The organism is Nitrospirota bacterium, assembly GCA_030645475.1.
GTDB lineage: Bacteria > Nitrospirota > Nitrospiria > Nitrospirales > Nitrospiraceae > Palsa-1315.
The window spans coordinates 92,462-110,153 of sequence record JAUSMA010000014.1 but is presented as its reverse complement, the minus strand read 5'-3'; the positions used below and the strand labels follow the sequence as shown (position 1 = coordinate 110,153).

Below are 17,692 nucleotides of genomic sequence, written 5' to 3'. Positions count from 1 at the left end.
TGGAAAGAGGTGTCGCGAGGAAACGTTTAGCCTCAGGCTACGTGCCTGTTTGTTACAAGAGCTCGCGGTGAATGGTGATGGGTAGCGTCGTTTTGAGCGATTCGGTATAGGCCATCAGCGCGCGTTGTTGCTTTTGAAAGAGGACGTCCTGTAACGCACGGTCCTTGGCAGCGGCGGCCTTTGCCGGGTCCGACTCCGTTTGCCGCACAGTGAGGGCCTGTGCCTCGGCAAGTTCGGCGGGGGTCAGGGCTACGGCGTCACGGATGACCAGCCGGGCTTTGTTGCTCAGCACTTCTTTCGCTTCCATGGCTTCAAATATCGCGGGCGTCAGATGGTTCGCTGCCAGGAGTCGTTTGTAGATCTCCGGGTCAAATGCGCCGTTTTTTTGAAAGTCGGGGATCTGCATGATGACTTCGCGCAGATCCTCGTCCGCCACGGTGAGGCCCATGTTTTTGGCCGCGATGAGCCAGGTCCGATTATCGATGAGTTGATCCACAACAAACTGCTTGATCGTTTCGTCCTTGAACTCTCCGGGAACTTTATCCTTGTAGAAGCGGTAGGTATTTTCGTAGGCCCGTCGAAACTCGTCGCGGGATACGGTGAGGTCTCCGACTGAGGCCACGACGGCGCCGGACTGTTCGCCAAATCCCCACCAGCCCATGGTGATGACGAAGGCGAGGGCGATAATCCCCATGATGGACTTGAGGAGCCAGGGATAACTATGGGACGCTTCACGCATCAATTTGATCATGACAATTCCTCAGAAAGTTCGTGCAAACGGATTGTACTCAGGGATCTGTGTAAAGGCAAGGGACGACCGCGCTTCCAGCGTTGAGATTTCAGGATTGAGCACGGTCTCTGTCCGTGAAGCAAGACGCCGCATTCGTCATGTCGATCTGCGGGAGAGTGGTCTTTGTTTGTGCTAGGTAATGTGATTTGTTATACTTTGCCACTATTGTAAGGAGAGCACTTGGCCGAGGAGGTTCGCGGAGGTCATTCAGTCGGTGCCGGGATCTATCCGAAGGCGCAGGTCCTGAACCGATGTATTGCCAAGCTCATCGACGTATTCATCGTGGCAGCAGCCGATCAAATGATCGTGCCAGTAGGTTTTCTGGCAGGATTGGCGTATATACTGATTGCTGATGGATTTGCCGGCGGGCGCAGCATCGGGAAACGGTTGATCGGTCTCCAGACGGTGCTCCCAGACCGGCGTGAGGCTGCAGGATTTCGGGAATCCATTATTCGCAATTTGCCCTTTGCGGTCGCGCAATTAGCTTTTGCCGTCCCGTATGTGGGATGGATTGTATCGGTCGCTATCATGGCGCTCGAAGGGGTCTTGATCATTGGGAACGAACAGGGGCGGCGTCTTGGTGACGAGATAGCCGGTACTCAGGTGCTAGATGCGGGTCGACTGGCGTTGCCCGACTGAGCGCGCCGTCAGAGGTTGAGGGGAAGGGAGAGCAATCGTGGGCTTTGCAAGTGACATCTTCGGGTGGTTCTCAAACGACCTGGCCATCGACCTGGGGACGGCGTCGACGCTCGTCTATGTGCATGGGAAAGGGATCGTCCTGAACGAACCCTCGGTCGTCGCGGTTGAGAAAAAGACCGAACGAGTACTTGCGGTCGGCACGGAAGCGAAACGAATGTTGGGGCGCACGCCCGGCAATATTATTGCGGTGCGGCCGATGAAAGAAGGCGTGATCGCCGATTTCGAAATGGCCGAGCAGATGTTGAAGCGGTTTATTCAGAAAGCGCACAACCGCAGCGCGTTTGTGCGTCCGCGCATCATTATCGGCGTGCCGTCGCGTATCACGCAGGTTGAGCAGCGGGCGGTCCGTGACTCGGCCGAATTGGCCGGAGCCCGCGAAGTATATCTGATCGAAGAACCGGTGGCGGCGGCGATCGGTGCGGGTCTTCCGATCACGGAGCCCTCCGGCAACATGGTGGTCGATATCGGCGGCGGTACGACCGATATCGCCGTGATTTCGCTCGGTGGGATCGTCTATAGCGAGTCCGTGAAAGTGGCAGGCGATCGTATGGACGATGCGATCATGAATTACATTAAGAAGAAATACAATCTCCTCATCGGTGAACATATGGCGGAGCGGATCAAGTTCGAAATCGGATCCGCCTATCCCTTTGAGGAACGCAAGACTATGATGATCAAGGGGCGCGACTTGATTTCCGGAATTCCCCGCACGTTGGTGGTGGATGACTCGGAAATCCGGGAAGCGTTGCAGGAGCCGATCGGGACAATCGTCAACGCGATTAAAGTGGCACTGGAGAATACCCCGCCGGAGTTGGCGGGAGACATTATCGATCGTGGCATCGTTCTCACGGGCGGGGGATCTCTGCTGAAGGGCATGGATACGCGCTTTCGAGAGGAAACGAATCTGCCGATCATCACCGTGGACGATCCCCTGACTTCAGTTGTGTTAGGAGTCGGGAAAATCCTCGATGAGCTGGATCTGCTAGCCAAAGTGTCGGTCATGTCTCAGGCCAATACGTACCGATAAGGCTCCATCCCTCACTTCCTTATGTGGATGGTAAACTCTCGTTTTTCCTCCGGTGCCAGACGTCTGGCGTTTGCCTGCTTCGCATTGCTCGTGGCGGCGCTTTTCCTGCTTCCCGGTCAAATCCAAGGACTCTTACAATATCTGGATGGGCCAGTCGGACACGTCGTGCGTGTTCCGCTTGAGGCCGTTGCATCGATCGATACGGGCATCGCCGATCGGTGGCAGCAGTATGTGGCGTTGCAAGGGGTCCGGGAAGAGAATCTGCAATTACGGAAAGACATGGAGTCGTTGCGCGGGCAAAACAGCCAGTTGCGCGAGTCGGCTGCCGCCACTGAACGATTGACGGCCTTGCTGCAATTTAAGGAGCAAGCGCTTCCGACCATGGTGGCCGCGCAAGTCATCGGGCGTGATGCCACGAACCGCTATCGTGCCATCATCCTCAATAAGGGCGAGAGCGACGGAATCAAGCCGGACATGGGGGTGATCACGCCCGCTGGCGTCGTCGGGCGTGTGGTGAAAACGACGGGCGCATCCTCGGTGGTGCTCTTGATCACGGATCCGAACAACGCCATTGCCGGTCTCATTCAGCGGACAAGAGACGAAGGTATTGTGGAAGGGACCCAGCAGGGGCTGGCCCAGTTGAAATATATTCCGTTGCTCTCGACGCTTCGCGATGGCGATCGGGTCGTGACGTCGGGTCTGGTCGGAGGTTTCCCGCGCGGCCTCGCACTCGGCACGATTACACATATCGACAAGCAGGAAGGCGCATTGTTTCAATCGGCTGAGCTCATGCCGGAAGTCGATGTCGGCCGGGTCGAGGAAGTGTTGGTGATTCAGGCATCGTACGGACAGTCGACGAAGGCGATGGGAGGAATGGATCTTCCCGGAAAGCCGTCGCCATGAAATTTCTCTTCTATCTGACGTTGGTGCTACTGCTCGTTCCCCTGCAAACGACGGTGCTGCCGCATGTGAGTGTGTGGAATATCAAGCCAGATCTTGGGCTTATGACTGCCGTGTTTATCGGGCTTTTCGCCGGCGAAATGGAAGGCCTTCTCCTGGGGCTCGCGATCGGATGGGTGCTGAGCCTGTTTTCGGCCGGTGAACTCTGGCTCAGTCTTCTCACGTACGGTGGCGTTGGGCTCTTGGCCGGGTTCTTGGGGCGGCAGGTGTCGCAGGTGACGTCGATCTCGTTGGGTGTGGGGTTGCTGCTGGTATCCGTGGCGAGTGGGTTGCTGGCCTTGGCCAATTTCAAAAATATCGACATGTCTCAAATGTGGGGGATCGTGGAATCGATCGTCCTACCTCAGGCTTGTTTTGACGGGGCGGTTGGGGCGGGGCTCTATTGGCTGCTCTCCCAACGATTTGATGTGACCCGCCTGAGAACCGAATAACCCGTTTCTTTGATGGATGTGCTGGAATAGTGATTGTGAGTCATGGCAACAGCTGGTCTGCACGATTCTGAACTTGGTGAGCTCCAACGCCGGCTGATTATTCTGCGCGTGGGGTTGCTGCTCGTCGTGGCCTTATTGGCGTTACGGCTCTGGCATTTGCAGATTCGTGAAGGTCCCTACTACCGCGATCTCTCCGAGAACAACCGTACACGTTCCGTCATCATGGAGCCGGCTCGAGGCCTGATCTACGATCGCAACGGAGTGTTGCTGGCGAACAATGTCCCCAGTTTTACCCTCTATGTCTCGCTCGAAGACGTCAAGAATCGCGAGCTTCTCATCGAGCAACTGACCAATCTCTTGGGCCTGGACGAGGCCCTCGTGAGGAAGAAGCTGACGGCTCGCGGCAGCAAACAACTGCCGCGCAAGGTGAAGGATCGTCTCTCGCTTCGAGAGGCGACACTCATCGAGTCGCACCGTCTGGATTTGCCGGGCGTGATGGTGCAAGTCGAATCGCAGCGGAACTACCCCGGCGGCGTCACGGCCTCGCATCTGTTGGGGTACGTCGGGGAGGTCTCGCCCGAGCAGTTAGAAAAACCTGAGTTTGCCGACCTGCACCAGGGCAGCATTGTCGGGCAATATGGCGTAGAGAAATTTTTCGACCGGCTCGTGCGCGGGCAGGCCGGGCAGAAAAGTATTGAAGTCGATGCGTTAGGCCACGAGAAACGAACCGTGGTTGTGGAGCAGGCCCATGCCGGGGATAATTTATACCTCACGATCGATGTGCGGCTGCAAAAAGTGGCGGAAAGCCTCTTGGGGGAGGAGTCGGGTGCGATTGTCGCGCTTGATCCCAGGACGGGTGATGTCTTGGCCATGGCCAGCCGTCCCGGTTTCGATCCGAATGTCCTTTCGCGGGAACTCACGCCGAAACAATGGGCAGAGATCGTGCAAAATGAAGGGCGCCCATTGAACAATCGCGCCTCGCAAGGCCAGTACCCGCCTGGCTCAGTCTTCAAAGTGATGATGGCCGCTGCAGCGTTAGAGTCCAATACGGTCACGCCGTCGACGACGATTCATTGTAATGGAGGGTATCAGTTCGGGCGGCGGCTCTATCACGACTGGAAGGCCGGCGGGCATGGCTCGGTCGATCTCCGGCGCGCGCTCATACAATCGTGCGATGTGTATTTCTACACGGTCGGACAGCGGATGGGGATTGAGACGATGGCCTCCTTCGCCCATATGTTCGGGTTGGGTGAGGAGACAGGGATCGAGCTGCCGTCAGAACGGATTGGAATCGTGCCTTCTTCGGCTTGGAAGCAGAAAGCCAAGAATGAGCCCTGGTTGCCGGGCGAAACGATCTCGGCATCGATTGGACAGGGTTATGTCAACGTGACCCCGCTCCAGATGGCGAGTTTGATCGGTACGGTTGCAAACGATGGCGTGACCTTTCGTCCGCGATTGGTCAGGGCCGTGATGGATCGGGCGACCGGAGCACTTGAAGAAAGACCTGCGGTCCCTAAGCGCACCTTGAAGCTGAGGCCTGAAATTCTGCCATTGATCAAAGAGGCGTTGGCCGGGGTGGTGACAGAGGGCACAGCCACGCGGGCGAAGTCGGCGTTGGTGACCATTGCCGGAAAGACCGGTACGGCGCAGACGACGGCGTTGGGGAAAGACAAAAAGGCGGAAAAAGATATTCCCAAGAAGTTTCGCGATCATGCCTGGTTTGTGGCCTTCGCCCCGGTCGACGCGCCCACGATTGCCGTTGCGGTGCTGGGTGAACATATGGGCCACGGAGGGTCCGCTTCGGCCCCCCTCGCCAAAGTGCTGATCGAGACCTATGTGAAGTTGAATCTCCCCGCTCCTGCCGCTGTGCCGGATGGTGCCGTGGCGCGGGAAGCGGATGCCGGAGGACAGGAAACGAGATGATCGATCGGGTGATCAATAGCCGGGGCTTCGACAATTTCGACTTCCGTTTTATCGGGCTGATCTTTGTCATCCTGGGGGTCGGCGTTCTGTCGATTTATAGCGTGACGCATGACCAAGGCGTTGCGTTCCCGTTTTATGCCAAACAGATCGTGTGGATCGTGCTCGGCACGGTCGCATTTCTGGTGATGTGGCTCTCGGACTATCATCGAATCGCCCGGTTAGCGTATCCTGCCTATGCCATCATCCTCGTCCTGCTGGCGGTGGTGCTGTTTGAGGGGAAAAGCAGCCGGGGTGCGCAACGGTGGATCCCGATGGGGCCATTCGCGTTCCAGCCATCGGAGTTCGCGAAGCTGGTGCTCATTGTGACCTTGGCGCACTACTATTCAAAGGCGCCACGGGTCGGTTGGCTTCAGCGAGTGGTGCTCCCTGGGTTATTGGTCCTGCCGGGACTGCTCCTGATCCTGAAGCAGCCGGACCTAGGGAGCGGATTGAGCTTCTTGGCAGTCTATGCCGCAATGTTGTTGATGGTGGGGATGCGGTCGAAGGCATTGGGTGTGATCCTCCTGTTTTCGCTGATGTTATTTCCCTTTGCCTGGGAGATGATGTGGGGGTCATTGCATGATTATCAGCGGCAGCGCATTATGGCCTTTGTCGATCCGGCCTACGATCCTGGAGGCAAGGGATACCATGCGCTCCAATCGAGAATTGCCATTGGCGCGGGAGAGCTGACAGGGAAGGGCCTCTACGGAGGGACCCAAAGCCAATTGAAGTTTTTGCCCGAGGGGCACACGGACTTTGTCTTTTCTGTTTTTGCCGAGGAATGGGGATTTATCGGAGTGTTGGCGCTCTTGATCTTGTTTGTGACGTTGATCTGGCTGTCATTGGAAATTGTCGCGCGCGCGAAGGATCAGCTCGGGGCGCTGCTGGCGGTCGGGATCATCTGTATGTTGTGTTTTTGCGTGGTGGTCAATATCGGAATGACGGCAGGGATGTTTCCCATTGTGGGCATTCCCCTTCCGCTCATGAGTTACGGCGGGAGCGCGACGATTATGACAATGGCGTCGCTCGGCCTGCTCTTGAATGTCAAACGTCGTCGATTAAGTTTTTTTTAGCGAGCGGGTGATTGTGCGGTCTCGAATCAATCGGGATCGAGCAAGTGCAAATATTATGTATGGTGTGGACCGTCAGCCGATGAGGTGTCGAGTGGAGGCCGGAACCTGGGGATTCCCCCGCGTTCGTCCTGCACATCGGCTCGGCGGTTCTCCTGAATGGAAGGGGTGGGTATGGGAGTAGAAATTGCCATTACAGTCGCACGCGAGGAAACTCGCGTGGCGGTCTTGGACGGCGGAGTCGTGACGGATCTTTTCGGAGATCGCGCCAAGCACAAGGACTTCGTCGGAAACATTTATAAGGGAAAAGTCGCGAAGGTCTTGCCTGGCATGCAGGCGGCCTTTGTGGATATCGGCCTTGAGAAGGCGGCCTTCATGCACGTGTCGGATCTGTCGTTGGACTCCGAGCCGGGCGACACGCTTGTCGATGCGGATGAAGACGACAAGGATGCCGACAAAGATGGGGATATGCTGGGCCCCCGTCGTCAAAGCTCCAAGCCGATCGAGCAGTTGCTGAGTGAAGGGCAGGAGCTGATGGTGCAGATCTCCAAGGGACCTATCGGCACCAAAGGCTCACGGGTGACGACCTATGTGTCGCTCCCGGGCCGGTATCTCGTCTTCATGCCCAACGTGGAGCACATCGGCGTGTCTCGCCGGATCGCCCGTGACGAGGAGCGCGCCAGGCTCAAGGACATTATGAAGCGTGTCCGGCATCCCGGCTGTGGCTACATTGTCCGTACGGTGAGTGAAGGGGTCAAAGAAGACGAATTGCGATCCGACGTCGACTTTTTGCATGTGCTCTGGCAGGACATTCTGTCGAAGCGTGAGCAGAAGGGGGCCCCGGCGTTGCTCCATGCCGACTTGAGCTTGAGCTTCCGCGTCGTGCGCGATCTGTTCGGAAAGAAAGTCGATCGACTCTGGATCGACTCGCGGGAGGAATATCAGGCCGTCCGTGACTTCGTGCAGCGATTCTCTCCTGAACAGACCTCGCGCATTCACTTCTACGACAAAGAGGAAAGCCTGTTCGATCATCTGGGCGTGGAGCAGGAAATGGCGCGGGCGCTCAGCCGCAAAGTCTGGCTCAAGTCCGGCGGGCATCTCGTGATCGACCATACGGAGGCGATGACCGTCATCGACGTCAATACCGGCCGGTTCGTGGGAAAGCGCGATCAGGAGGAGACGATTCTTCGGAATAATCTGGAGGCTGCGAAAGAAGTGGCCTATCAGATGAAGTTGCGCGGAATCGGCGGGATCATCATCGTCGACTTCATCGATATGGAACGGGAGAAAAATCGCGACAAGGTCTATCACGCGTTGCTCGACGCGATGTCCACCGACAAGGCCCGCACTAGAGTGTCTAGAATTTCCGACTTGGGGTTGATCGAGATTTCTCGTGAACGGGTGCGAGAGGACCTCCTGCGTTCGCTCTCAGAGCCCTGTCACTATTGCGAAGGACGAGGTTATACGAAGTCTCCGACCACAGTGGTCTATGAGATCTTCCGCGATGTCCGCCGAATCGGCAGCGGTCCCGAGCCGCAACGGATCGTCGTCGGCGCCCATCCCTCAGTCGTCGGGCTGATGCAAGATGAAGAGCGGCCTGGTCTTGAGGCCGTGGAGCGCGAGTGTGCCGCAAAAATCATTGTCATGCCGGACGAACACTTGCATCTGGAACAGTACGATCTCGCAGTGCTGTAACGATTGCAGTTTTCCATGCGACGAGGCCTATGCCGCCTTCTAGCCACTCTGTACCTGCGGACTCCTCCGCTGAGGTCGCGAGGCCTTCTTCGAGCCAGCCTATGACTAGGGCTCGGTTAGAGTCCTGGCTCCGCCTGCAAGCGATCGATGGAGTAGGGGACCTGACGGTTCTTCGACTCGTTCGGGCCTGGCACTCACCAGAAGCTGTCCTGGGCGCCTCCCGTGATGAATTGATTCAACGCGGGTGCAGCCTGGAGCTGGCGGACGCGATCCGGCGTGGACCTGATGGTGCTGCCTGCCGGACCCTTGAGCGGGAGATCCGGGCGATCGAGCGTGCGCATATTGAAGTCCGGAGCGTGTTGGACCTCACCTATCCCGCGCGGCTGAAGATGATTGCGGATCCTCCACCCCTCTTGTATATCACCGGCACATTGACGGAGCAGGATGAGCTGGCGATCGCCATCGTAGGCGCCAGGCTGGCAACGGCAGCCGGGCGTGCCATGACTGAAGAGCTCAGCCACGATTTGGCGGCAGCGGGCATGACTGTGGTGAGCGGTCTTGCGCGCGGCGTCGATGCGGCAGCCCACCGTGGCGCTCTTGCTGCGCAGGGGCGCACAGTTGCCGTTCTTGGCTGCGGAATCGATCGAACCTATCCGCCGGAACATGACCGATTGCGCCGACAGATTGAGGAACGCGGGGCCATCCTATCTGAGGCGCCGGTGGGCGCGCCTCCCCATAGCCACCACTTTCCACGGCGAAATCGTATTATCAGCGGTCTGTCCCTGGGGGTGATCGTCACAGAGGCGGCCATCAACAGCGGATCGTTGATTACCGCGAGACTGGCCGCTGAGCAAGGCCGAGAGGTCTTTGCTGTTCCTGGTTTTGTGAAGCAGGACACCAGTCGCGGGACGAACGCCTTGCTCAAAGATGGTGCGGCCTTGATCGAGCGGGCGCAGGATGTCCTCGATGCGGTGCTGCCGCAGCTGGAGCCGGCGCTACGCCTGCGCCTGCAACCTTTTCAGACGAAGAAGGGGCCCAGCGATCAGTTGGGTAAAGAAGAACAGCTGGTGTATGATGCCTTGTCGTACGATCCGCTCACCGTGGACGACGTGATCGTTGCCACAGGGATGCCGGTGCCCACCGTGATGGCCGCGCTCTTGTCCTTGGAGCTTCGACAGCAAGTCGTACAGCTGCCGGGACAGCGGTATCTTCGAACATAATTATCGAACAGTTGCACGGATGTGTATTATTTGGTACGGATGAGAGGGTCACCCTCGTAGCGAATCGGAGTCTTCATGGCCAAGTCACTCATCATTGTCGAGTCCCCGACGAAAGCGCGCACCATCAGTAAGTATCTGGGGCGTGGCTATACCGTCATGGCCTCGGTCGGACATATTAAGGATCTTCCCACCAGCAAGCTTGGCGTTGACCTGGAGCACGATTTTGAGCCCCAATATGTGACGATCAAGGGGAAGTCGAAGGTTTTGGCGGATATTAAGAAAAAGGCGGAAGAGGCCGACAAAGTGTATCTTGCGTCGGACCCCGATCGAGAAGGCGAAGCCATCGCCTGGCATCTCGAACAGGAATTGCTCGAGAAGCCAAAATCAAAGTCGAAGTCCAAACCCAAGTCTAAATCGAAGGATCAACCAGGGGGCAAGGTGTTCCGGGTCCTCTTCAATGAAATCACGGAATCGGCCATTAAGCGCGCACTGCAGTCGCCCGGGCAAGTCGATATGAAACTGGTGAATGCGCAGCAGGCCCGCCGGGTGCTGGATCGGATCGTCGGTTATCAAGGCAGCCAATTACTCTGGACCAAGGTGCGGCGCGGACTTAGCATGGGTCGGGTTCAGTCCGTGGCGATGCGATTGATTTGCGAACGGGAACAGGAACGAGAAGCGTTTCGGGCGGAAGAGTACTGGTCGATTGCCGTGCTGTTGTCCGGGACCAACCCTCCGTCGTTCGAGGCCAAGCTACAGAAGGTCAATGGACAGGACGCATCGATTGAGACCGCGACCGACGCGCAGCGCATCGTCGATGCCATCCAGGGGAAAGAGTTCGTCGTCGATTCGATTGAGCGAAAAGAAAAGAAACGGAATCCGGTCGCCCCCTTCATCACCAGCCGGCTGCAACAGGAAGCGGCGCGCAAGCTGCATTTCTCGTCGAAGAAAACGATGACGTTGGCGCAGAAGCTCTATGAAGGCATCGAAATCGGGGCGGAAGGCCAGACCGGTCTCATTACCTACATGAGAACCGACTCTCCTCGTATCTCGGCCGAGGCGATGAACGAAGCGCGTCAGGTGATCCAGGAGCGGTTCGGGGCCGAGTATTTGCCCGCCACGCCGAACCTGTATAAAACGCAGAAAGCGGCCCAGGAAGCACATGAAGCGATTCGCCCCACGTCGGCGTCCCGTGATCCGGAATCGATCAAGCAGTACTTAGAGCTGGATGTGTATCGGCTGTACCAGTTGATCTGGAATCGATTTATTGCCTCGCAGATGGTTCCCGCGATCTTCGACGTGACTCGCGTCGACTCGAGCCCCGTCAAGACGAAGGAGAAGTTTCTCTTCCGCTCGACCGGCACCGTCGTGAAGTTTCCCGGCCATACGATCGTCTATATGGAGGGAGTCGATAAGGAATTGCTCGCACAGAAGCAAAAAGGCGAGCAGGAGGTTGAAGACGAGGCGGAACGTCAGTTGCCGATGCTGAACGAGGGAGAGAAGTTACAGCTTGTGTCGTTGGAGGGGCAGACGGTTCCGGGCGTCCTCTCGAAACAGCATTTCACCCAGCCGCCGCCACGGTATAACGAAGCCTTGCTGATCAAGGAATTGGAAGAAAAAGGCATTGGTCGGCCATCCACGTACGCGAGCATCATTTCCACGATTCAGGATCGCAAGTATGCCGAGAAGGTGGATGGGCGGTTCGGTCCCACCGAAACCGGGAGGACTGTCAACGATTTCCTGCTGAAGGGATTTCCGGATCTGATCAACGTCGACTTCACCTCGCACATGGAGGAGGAGTTGGACGCAGTCGAAGAAGGCAACAAACCCTGGGTGACGGCCGTGCGGGAGTTTTACGGGACCTTCACCACGGATCTGGAGAAGGCCAAGACCATTCCCGGCCCCAAGGACACGGTGGAGCCACCGACGGATCTTCCCTGCGAGAAGTGCGGCAAGATGATGGAGATTAAGTGGGGACGGAATGGAAAGTTTCTCGCCTGCCCTGCCTATAAGGACAAGCCGCCCTGCAAGAACACGCAGAACTTCGAGAAGCTCGAGGATGGCACCATTAAGATCGTTCCGAAGATTGAGCTGACGACGGATGAGAAGTGCGAGAAATGCAGCAGTCCGATGGTGGTGAAGACTGGACGATTTGGCAAGTTCATTGCCTGCTCTGCGTACCCGGAATGCAAGACGACCAAGCCGCTTGCGCTGGGCGTGAAATGCCCACAGCCAGGCTGCGGTGGCGATCTCGTTCAGAAGCGCACCAAGAAGGGCGCGCGGGCATTTTTTGCCTGCAGCAAATATCCGGCATGCGAATATGCCATGTGGGATCGTCCGATCAACAAGGCCTGCCCGACCTGCAGCGCCCCGTTTCTCATTGAAAAAGTGACCAAACAAGTTGGACGAAGCGTCCAATGCCGCGACGAAGAATGCGGCTATCGCGAGGCCGGGTAAGCATCGTTCACGCCATTTCGATCAACGGCTGTTGTCTCGCCCCTTTCTTCGCCTCCTCGATTGAATCGACAGTGAACATTCATGTCATCGGTGCCGGCTGATGGACGGCCTTGTCTCCTGCCGCTTGGTTGACGAATGGCCTGCAGGTGCCGATAATGAATGTATGTGTCCTGCCTGAGCCTTCGGCTTAGATGACCCACATGTGCGCCCCTAACGATGAGGGCCAATCCAACGTAAGAAAGGGGAGAAACCATGAAAGCAAAAGAGGGTGTCGTCAACGTCCTGAATAAGGTGCTGACCGCAGATCTGACCGCGATCAATCAATATTTCGTCCATGCCAAGATGTGTGAGAACTGGGGCTATGAGCGGCTCCAGCATACAGTGCGGGAGCGCAGCATCGACGAGATGAAGGATGCCGATGAACTTATCGGGCACATTCTCTATCTGGAAGGTGTGCCGAACGTACAACGCATGAATACCGTCCAGGTGGGGGAAACGGTTCCTGAGCAGCTCAAGCTCGACCTCAAAGCTGAGCAGGAAATGCTGACATTGCTGAACGAAGGCATCGTCCATTGCACGAAGGTTCTGGATTTCACGACCCGCCACATGTTCGAAGATATGGCGAAGGATGTCGATGTGCATATCGACTGGATCGAAACGCAGATGGAAACGATCAAGCAGGTCGGCCTGGAGAACTATCTCGCCGAACAGATCAAGAAAGAGAGCTGAGGGCGATCATGAAAGCCAAGGAAGGCGTCGTCGAGTTCCTCAATCAGGTCTTGAAGTCGGAGCTGACGGCCGTACACCAATACCTGCTGCATGCGGCCATGTGTAAGAATTGGGGTTATGAGCGACTGCATGAACACTTCAGCCATTTGGCGCAAGAGGAAGTCAGTCATTCCTCCGGCCTGATCGATCACATTCTCTATTTGGACGGGACCCCGGATGTCGCGCATCTCGATCAGGTGGGGGCGGGGCGCACGGTGGAAGACCTGTTCAAGGCAGATCTGGGATTTGAACGTGAAGATGTCGAGTCCCTCCGAAAAGCCATTGTCCATTGTGCCAAGGGTGGAGATTTCACAACCCGCCACTTGATGGAAGACATGGTGGTCGACTCGGAGGAGCATGTCGATTGGTTTGAGACCCAGCTCAGGACGATCGGTCAGGTTGGCCTCGACCGGTATCTCGCCGAGCAGATCAAGAAGTAGCGGATCTTTCCTCGTGGCGCTATAGGGTTTCCCTATCCCTGTTCGAATGAGAGGGCGGAGGGCCTCAGGAGGACGAGAGGGTCCCCGCCCCTGAAGTGGGAAGGCACAACTCCCACTTCAGGGCTGGTGTATGTGAGCAGGAGACCGATCTTTCAGCCTGAAGGCCGCATGATTCTCTTAGTTATGATGTGCATGTCAACGTTCTCGCCGATGCCAGTTGCTAACGCCGGTTATGGCCAGGAGCAGTTTTCTCCAAGGTGGAAGCATTCCGGTCGAGTCTGTCGTGAGCTGAAGAGGATGAATTGATCGAGGCCGATGCTCCGCAGTTGATGCATTTCCAGCGCTCTATGTGAGCATAGAAATCCAAGACTCTTTCAGAGATCAGTAGCCCATTGCATTTTCTGCAGGTCATTTCATGTTCCCTCGTTCGGTTGCTCTTGCGATTGAAAGTACTGGTTGCCTATTTGAGCTCGAAGATCAGCAGGGCCAGCAATGGCGGCAGCATCCCGGCCGCTACCAGCCATTTACCTCGCCGAGCCATCCCATGCTTTCCCCGTAAGACGAAGAGCCCGGTTAGGCTGAGAATAATGAGGATGAGCGCGAAGACGTCCGAAGCCCATTTCCAGCCTTTGAGACGATTGAGGTGCAAGGCGTTGGCTTGGTACAACACTGGTCGCCTCGCCACTTTCTCATAGGTCCCTTTCCCGGTCGAAAAATTGAGATGCAGCGAGGCGTTGTCATAGTAGATCTTCACTTGATCGGGGGTCGGGAAGTCATAGACTTTGTAGGTCTCTTCATTCACGAGCGTTCCAAAATCGCTGATCGCTTCTTGTGTTATGGCGGTCTTCTCATACGAACGAGGTAAGGAAATCGTTCGTTTCGAAATCACGAAGTCCGGGTTCCAATCGCCAATGTGGTTGAGGGCGATGCCCGATACACAATAGGCGAGAATGAGGGAGGCACAGATGTATCCAATATCTCTGTGCGCGGCCAGGTTAAACCGCGCCAGGGCTTCCCGTTCCGGCCAGCGGAATCTATTTCTTGTCCATCCCAGCATCAGTTGGCTCGGGATATCCGCGGCTGAACCTTGCGCAGATACTCATCCGTCACAGAGACCACCCAGCGCTCGACATTCGGATCGGGCAGGATCGAATCCGGTTTATAGAGGACCCGGCTCTTGTTGTCGGGCACTTTGGCAATCCCATCGCCGATAATCTTGATTTGAAACTGTTCATCGTGCGCGACGAGTACGGGGATCACGAGGGCCGTGCGCGCATTCTTGAGCACGGTATTGATTGCCGCGGTCGTTTCTTCAGGCTTATAGTTTGCGATGTGACCGCACCAGCCATAGGAGTACCCGGCAATCCCTGTGTGTTGCCGAACGTAGTCTGCCGCCTTATCGAACAGTTCGACCCACTCCTTGTCGTAGGTCTCATCGCCGTATCCGATGAGGACCAGCCCTTCCTGGGCCGGATTCTTCGAGAGGGCGGTCACTCGTCTCAGCAGGTTTTGCTGAAGGATATCCGTAAAGTCGAGCGGCGGGGTGATGTGAGGTTTGGCCTTCGAGGTGTAGCGTTCGATATTTTCGATCTTGAGTTGCTGCATGGAATGCGCATCCTCTTTCAAGCCCACAATGGTCGGAATATCGTCGAACGTGTGCGGGCTGACGGTGAGGAACACCGGCACAATGATGATATCCGTAAACCCTTCCCGGTCGAACTCCTTCATGCGGGTGGCGATAGACGGTTCCGTATATTCCATAAAAGCGGTTTTCAGACCCTTGACGGTCGAGTGCGCCAATATTGGCGAGGCGACTTGCGCTTCGAGGTTCAAGAGCGATTGACGCCACGTAACGGACCGAGATCCGTGATTGACCAGCAAGACCCCGATCTTTTGCTGACCGCTGTCTTGCGGCGAGGGGGCACCTGCCGCGAGCAGGTCGTCAGGACCGACTACGAGAGGCAGGGCAATGAACAACATGATGAGGAACAACATAGAGCACCTCCAGTGAAAGAAACGTTCGCAGTCCAATTACATCGTCATCTTCATGCCCACGTAGTAGAGATGCTGGCCTTCCAGAGGAAAAGATGTGCTGACTGGGACCCGCGACTCTGTAATATTGTCGGCGCCAAGATACAATTCGATCCCGTTCTTCAGAGTTTTAGAGAGCCGCATGTCCACCTGAATATTTGAGGGTGCAAGCTCGCTCGGGTTCCGATCGATTCGTCCGTTCGAATTGGCATCGGTGAACCCAAAAGAGGAGAAGTAGCGAACGCGAGTGGTGAAGTTCCATCCCTCGTACTCGACGTTCATCCGTGTTTTCCACGCATGCCGGGAACGATTGAAGAGGTATTGCCCGGTATTGTCGTCTTTGGAGTCGAGGTACATGTAGCCGGTTTCGAAGGACAGCCAATCTACGGGTCTGGCACCCGCCTCCAACTCGAACCCTTGGCTCGTTGTGGCCGCAATGTTCTGTGCTTTGAGGCAATTGGGGGCTGCAATACCCGGCAAATTTGCAAGGTCGGAGCCTGAGCAGGTTCCTCCAATAAATTGGATGAGATTGCTCACTTCATGGCGGAAGAGCGATGCTCCGATCTTGCCCCGTGGGAAATAGTATTCGAGATTCCCGGTATAACTCGTCGACTTTTCAGGCTCCAGATTGGCGTTGCCGACGACTCCAGCAAATCCTCCCTCGATGAAGGAGGCGCTGAGTTCGTCCAGGCCAGGACTTCGGAAACCGCGTGTATAGGTAAATCGTCCCCGAAAGTTTCCGGGCTTGAGAAGAAGGGTCGTTTGGGGACTCCAGAACCCTCCGGCCTCGCTGTTCGTGGTGTAGCGACTGCCGAGGAGGATATCCATCCAGGGGAGAACCGAGATCTCATCTTGGAACCATCCTGCCGACTCTGTAAGATTGAGGATGGGGCTCCCGTTGGAGAAATTCTGTCCGCGAATCTTGCGGATATCGTGTTCGCCGCCGACTGTGAAGAGCTGGTGCTGCCCGAGTTGTCTCGTGTATTGGAATTGTGGTTCCCAGAGCTCTTGCGTAAATCGCGAGAGCCTATTCTGAACTCCGTTGCTCAAAATGTTGGTTCGTGAATCGTTCTGAAAGGTCTGGTGGTGGCCCCAGAAAGACAACGTAGACACCGCGTCAGGACTCCAGTCCCAACGGAGTACGGTTTGGGCACGCTCATTGTTGCTGGTTGTCTGGGTTCTCGTGGAAGCGGAGGTGGCCCCTCCGCGGCTCACGCGGTCATCGTCGGTGTAGTGTGTGTAGAGGGAGAGCTTGGCGGAATTCGAAAGGGCATAGTCGAAATTTCCGCTCACGGTTTTGGTGGAAAAGTTGGGATCGCCATTAGTGGCAGGTGTGTTCTGCGTGTAGTCAACTCCGTCCGACTTGGAGACCCCGGCCGAGATGTATCCGCCGAATTTCCCATCCGCGCTTCGGAATTCAGGTGCAGCGAATGTCGTCACGGTGTTGAAACGACCGTATTGGCCGATGAGAGTGGCGCCCACCGGCTGAGTGGCTTTTCTCGTGCGGATATTGATGACGCCGCCGATGGCGTCGCTTCCGTACTGCACAGAGGCTCCACCTTTGACGATTTCGATCGATTCGATTTCCGGGGAGGCCAGCAAATCTCGCGAAAATGTGGCGCCTTCGACTGAACCGATGAGCTCCTGGCCATTGACCAGAAACAGCGTGTGCTTGCTTTCCAGACCCTGAATTTGAAAGTTTTGGAATCCGCCCGCGCTCCGGCGTAACTCGATGGCGGGAACGTCCTGCAAGACTTGCCGTATGCCCGTTGCCCCGGCTTGTCCCAGCATTTTCGACGTGATCCGCTCAATCTCGACCGGAGAGTCCTTCTGCGCGTGTGGCGTCCAGGTCCCGGTGATGACAATATCGTCGACACGGAGACCGTTCTGTCCTGTGGCGGCGGAGGGAAGCGTCGATGATCGTTGGTCGGAATTGCCTTGGGAAGAGTCGGTCGCGGGTACCGGAGGCTCTTCTGCGGCCTGCACTGGTGGTGGGGCGATCTGGAGGAGCGAAACAGTCAGGACAACGAGCAGCAACGGAACATTCGGGGGACAGTTCTTCTCTAGCAGCTTCATGCAACAGATCCTTTGTGTGTGTGATAAACCCGGTGTGTTTGTGAATCGTTCCTTCATCGGATGGCGGGC

15 protein-coding genes are annotated in these 17,692 nt (G+C 56.6%); 11 read left to right on the top strand and 4 right to left on the bottom strand.

Annotated elements, in window-relative coordinates:
- Positions 1-52: 52 nt before the first annotated feature.
- On the bottom strand, positions 53-751 hold the full coding sequence (locus tag Q7U76_02390; GenBank protein MDO8355226.1) for a SurA N-terminal domain-containing protein: 699 nt from the start codon (positions 749-751) through the stop codon (positions 53-55).
- Between the two features lie 219 nt (positions 752-970).
- Here Q7U76_02390 and Q7U76_02385 point away from each other — a divergent pair, with 219 nt between their 5' ends.
- The 11 genes from Q7U76_02385 to bfr (Q7U76_02335) all read left to right on the top strand — a co-directional run bounded on the left by Q7U76_02385 (position 971) and on the right by bfr (Q7U76_02335) (position 13,516).
- Positions 971-1,429, top strand: coding sequence for an RDD family protein (locus Q7U76_02385; protein MDO8355225.1), 459 nt, complete (start codon positions 971-973; stop codon positions 1,427-1,429).
- Between the two features lie 37 nt (positions 1,430-1,466).
- Positions 1,467-2,516 (top strand): rod shape-determining protein, encoded by a 1,050-nt coding sequence (locus Q7U76_02380; GenBank protein MDO8355224.1) that lies wholly within the window; start codon positions 1,467-1,469, stop codon positions 2,514-2,516.
- Between the two features lie 21 nt (positions 2,517-2,537).
- Positions 2,538-3,419 carry a rod shape-determining protein MreC gene (gene mreC, locus Q7U76_02375; GenBank protein ID MDO8355223.1) on the top strand — a complete coding sequence of 294 codons (882 nt, stop codon included), beginning with the start codon at positions 2,538-2,540 and terminating at the stop codon, positions 3,417-3,419.
- Positions 3,416-3,907, top strand: a complete 492-nt coding sequence (locus Q7U76_02370; protein MDO8355222.1) for a hypothetical protein — start codon at positions 3,416-3,418, stop codon at positions 3,905-3,907. Before mreC ends, Q7U76_02370 begins: the two co-directional genes overlap by 4 nt.
- A 42-nt stretch (positions 3,908-3,949) precedes the next feature.
- Complete coding sequence (gene mrdA / locus Q7U76_02365; GenBank protein ID MDO8355221.1) at positions 3,950-5,830, top strand: penicillin-binding protein 2; 1,881 nt, start codon at positions 3,950-3,952, stop codon at positions 5,828-5,830.
- Positions 5,827-6,942: a rod shape-determining protein RodA gene (rodA, locus tag Q7U76_02360; protein ID MDO8355220.1), complete on the top strand. Its 1,116-nt coding sequence runs from the start codon at positions 5,827-5,829 to the stop codon at positions 6,940-6,942. Before mrdA ends, rodA begins: the two co-directional genes overlap by 4 nt.
- Positions 6,943-7,113: 171 nt before the next feature.
- Positions 7,114-8,634 carry an Rne/Rng family ribonuclease gene (locus tag Q7U76_02355; GenBank protein ID MDO8355219.1) on the top strand — a complete coding sequence of 507 codons (1,521 nt, stop codon included), beginning with the start codon at positions 7,114-7,116 and terminating at the stop codon, positions 8,632-8,634.
- A 101-nt stretch (positions 8,635-8,735) separates the two neighbouring features.
- Entirely contained in the window at positions 8,736-9,854 is a 1,119-nt protein-coding gene (gene dprA / locus Q7U76_02350; protein MDO8355218.1) for a DNA-processing protein DprA, read from the top strand.
- A gap of 75 nt (positions 9,855-9,929) precedes the next feature.
- Complete coding sequence (gene topA / locus Q7U76_02345; GenBank protein MDO8355217.1) at positions 9,930-12,308, top strand: type I DNA topoisomerase; 2,379 nt, start codon at positions 9,930-9,932, stop codon at positions 12,306-12,308.
- Positions 12,309-12,560: 252 nt separating this feature from the next.
- The gene (gene bfr / locus Q7U76_02340; protein ID MDO8355216.1) at positions 12,561-13,037 is read left to right on the top strand and encodes a bacterioferritin; all 477 of its coding nucleotides are present in this window, start codon (positions 12,561-12,563) and stop codon (positions 13,035-13,037) included.
- An 8-nt stretch (positions 13,038-13,045) separates the two neighbouring features.
- Positions 13,046-13,516 (top strand): bacterioferritin, encoded by a 471-nt coding sequence (bfr, locus tag Q7U76_02335; GenBank protein MDO8355215.1) that lies wholly within the window; start codon positions 13,046-13,048, stop codon positions 13,514-13,516.
- A 460-nt stretch (positions 13,517-13,976) separates the two neighbouring features.
- Here the strand turns inward: bfr (Q7U76_02335) and Q7U76_02330 are convergent, their stop codons facing one another.
- From Q7U76_02330 to Q7U76_02320, 3 genes are read right to left on the bottom strand one after another with little or no spacing between them, the layout of a single operon-like run.
- Complete coding sequence (locus tag Q7U76_02330; protein ID MDO8355214.1) at positions 13,977-14,573, bottom strand: PepSY-associated TM helix domain-containing protein; 597 nt, start codon at positions 14,571-14,573, stop codon at positions 13,977-13,979.
- Positions 14,573-15,511, bottom strand: coding sequence for a CbiX/SirB N-terminal domain-containing protein (locus Q7U76_02325; GenBank protein MDO8355213.1), 939 nt, complete (start codon positions 15,509-15,511; stop codon positions 14,573-14,575). The genes Q7U76_02330 and Q7U76_02325 overlap by 1 nt, the downstream gene beginning before the upstream one ends.
- Before the next feature lie 36 nt (positions 15,512-15,547).
- Positions 15,548-17,623, bottom strand: coding sequence for a TonB-dependent receptor (locus Q7U76_02320; protein MDO8355212.1), 2,076 nt, complete (start codon positions 17,621-17,623; stop codon positions 15,548-15,550).
- Between the last annotated feature and the right edge of the window lie 69 nt (positions 17,624-17,692).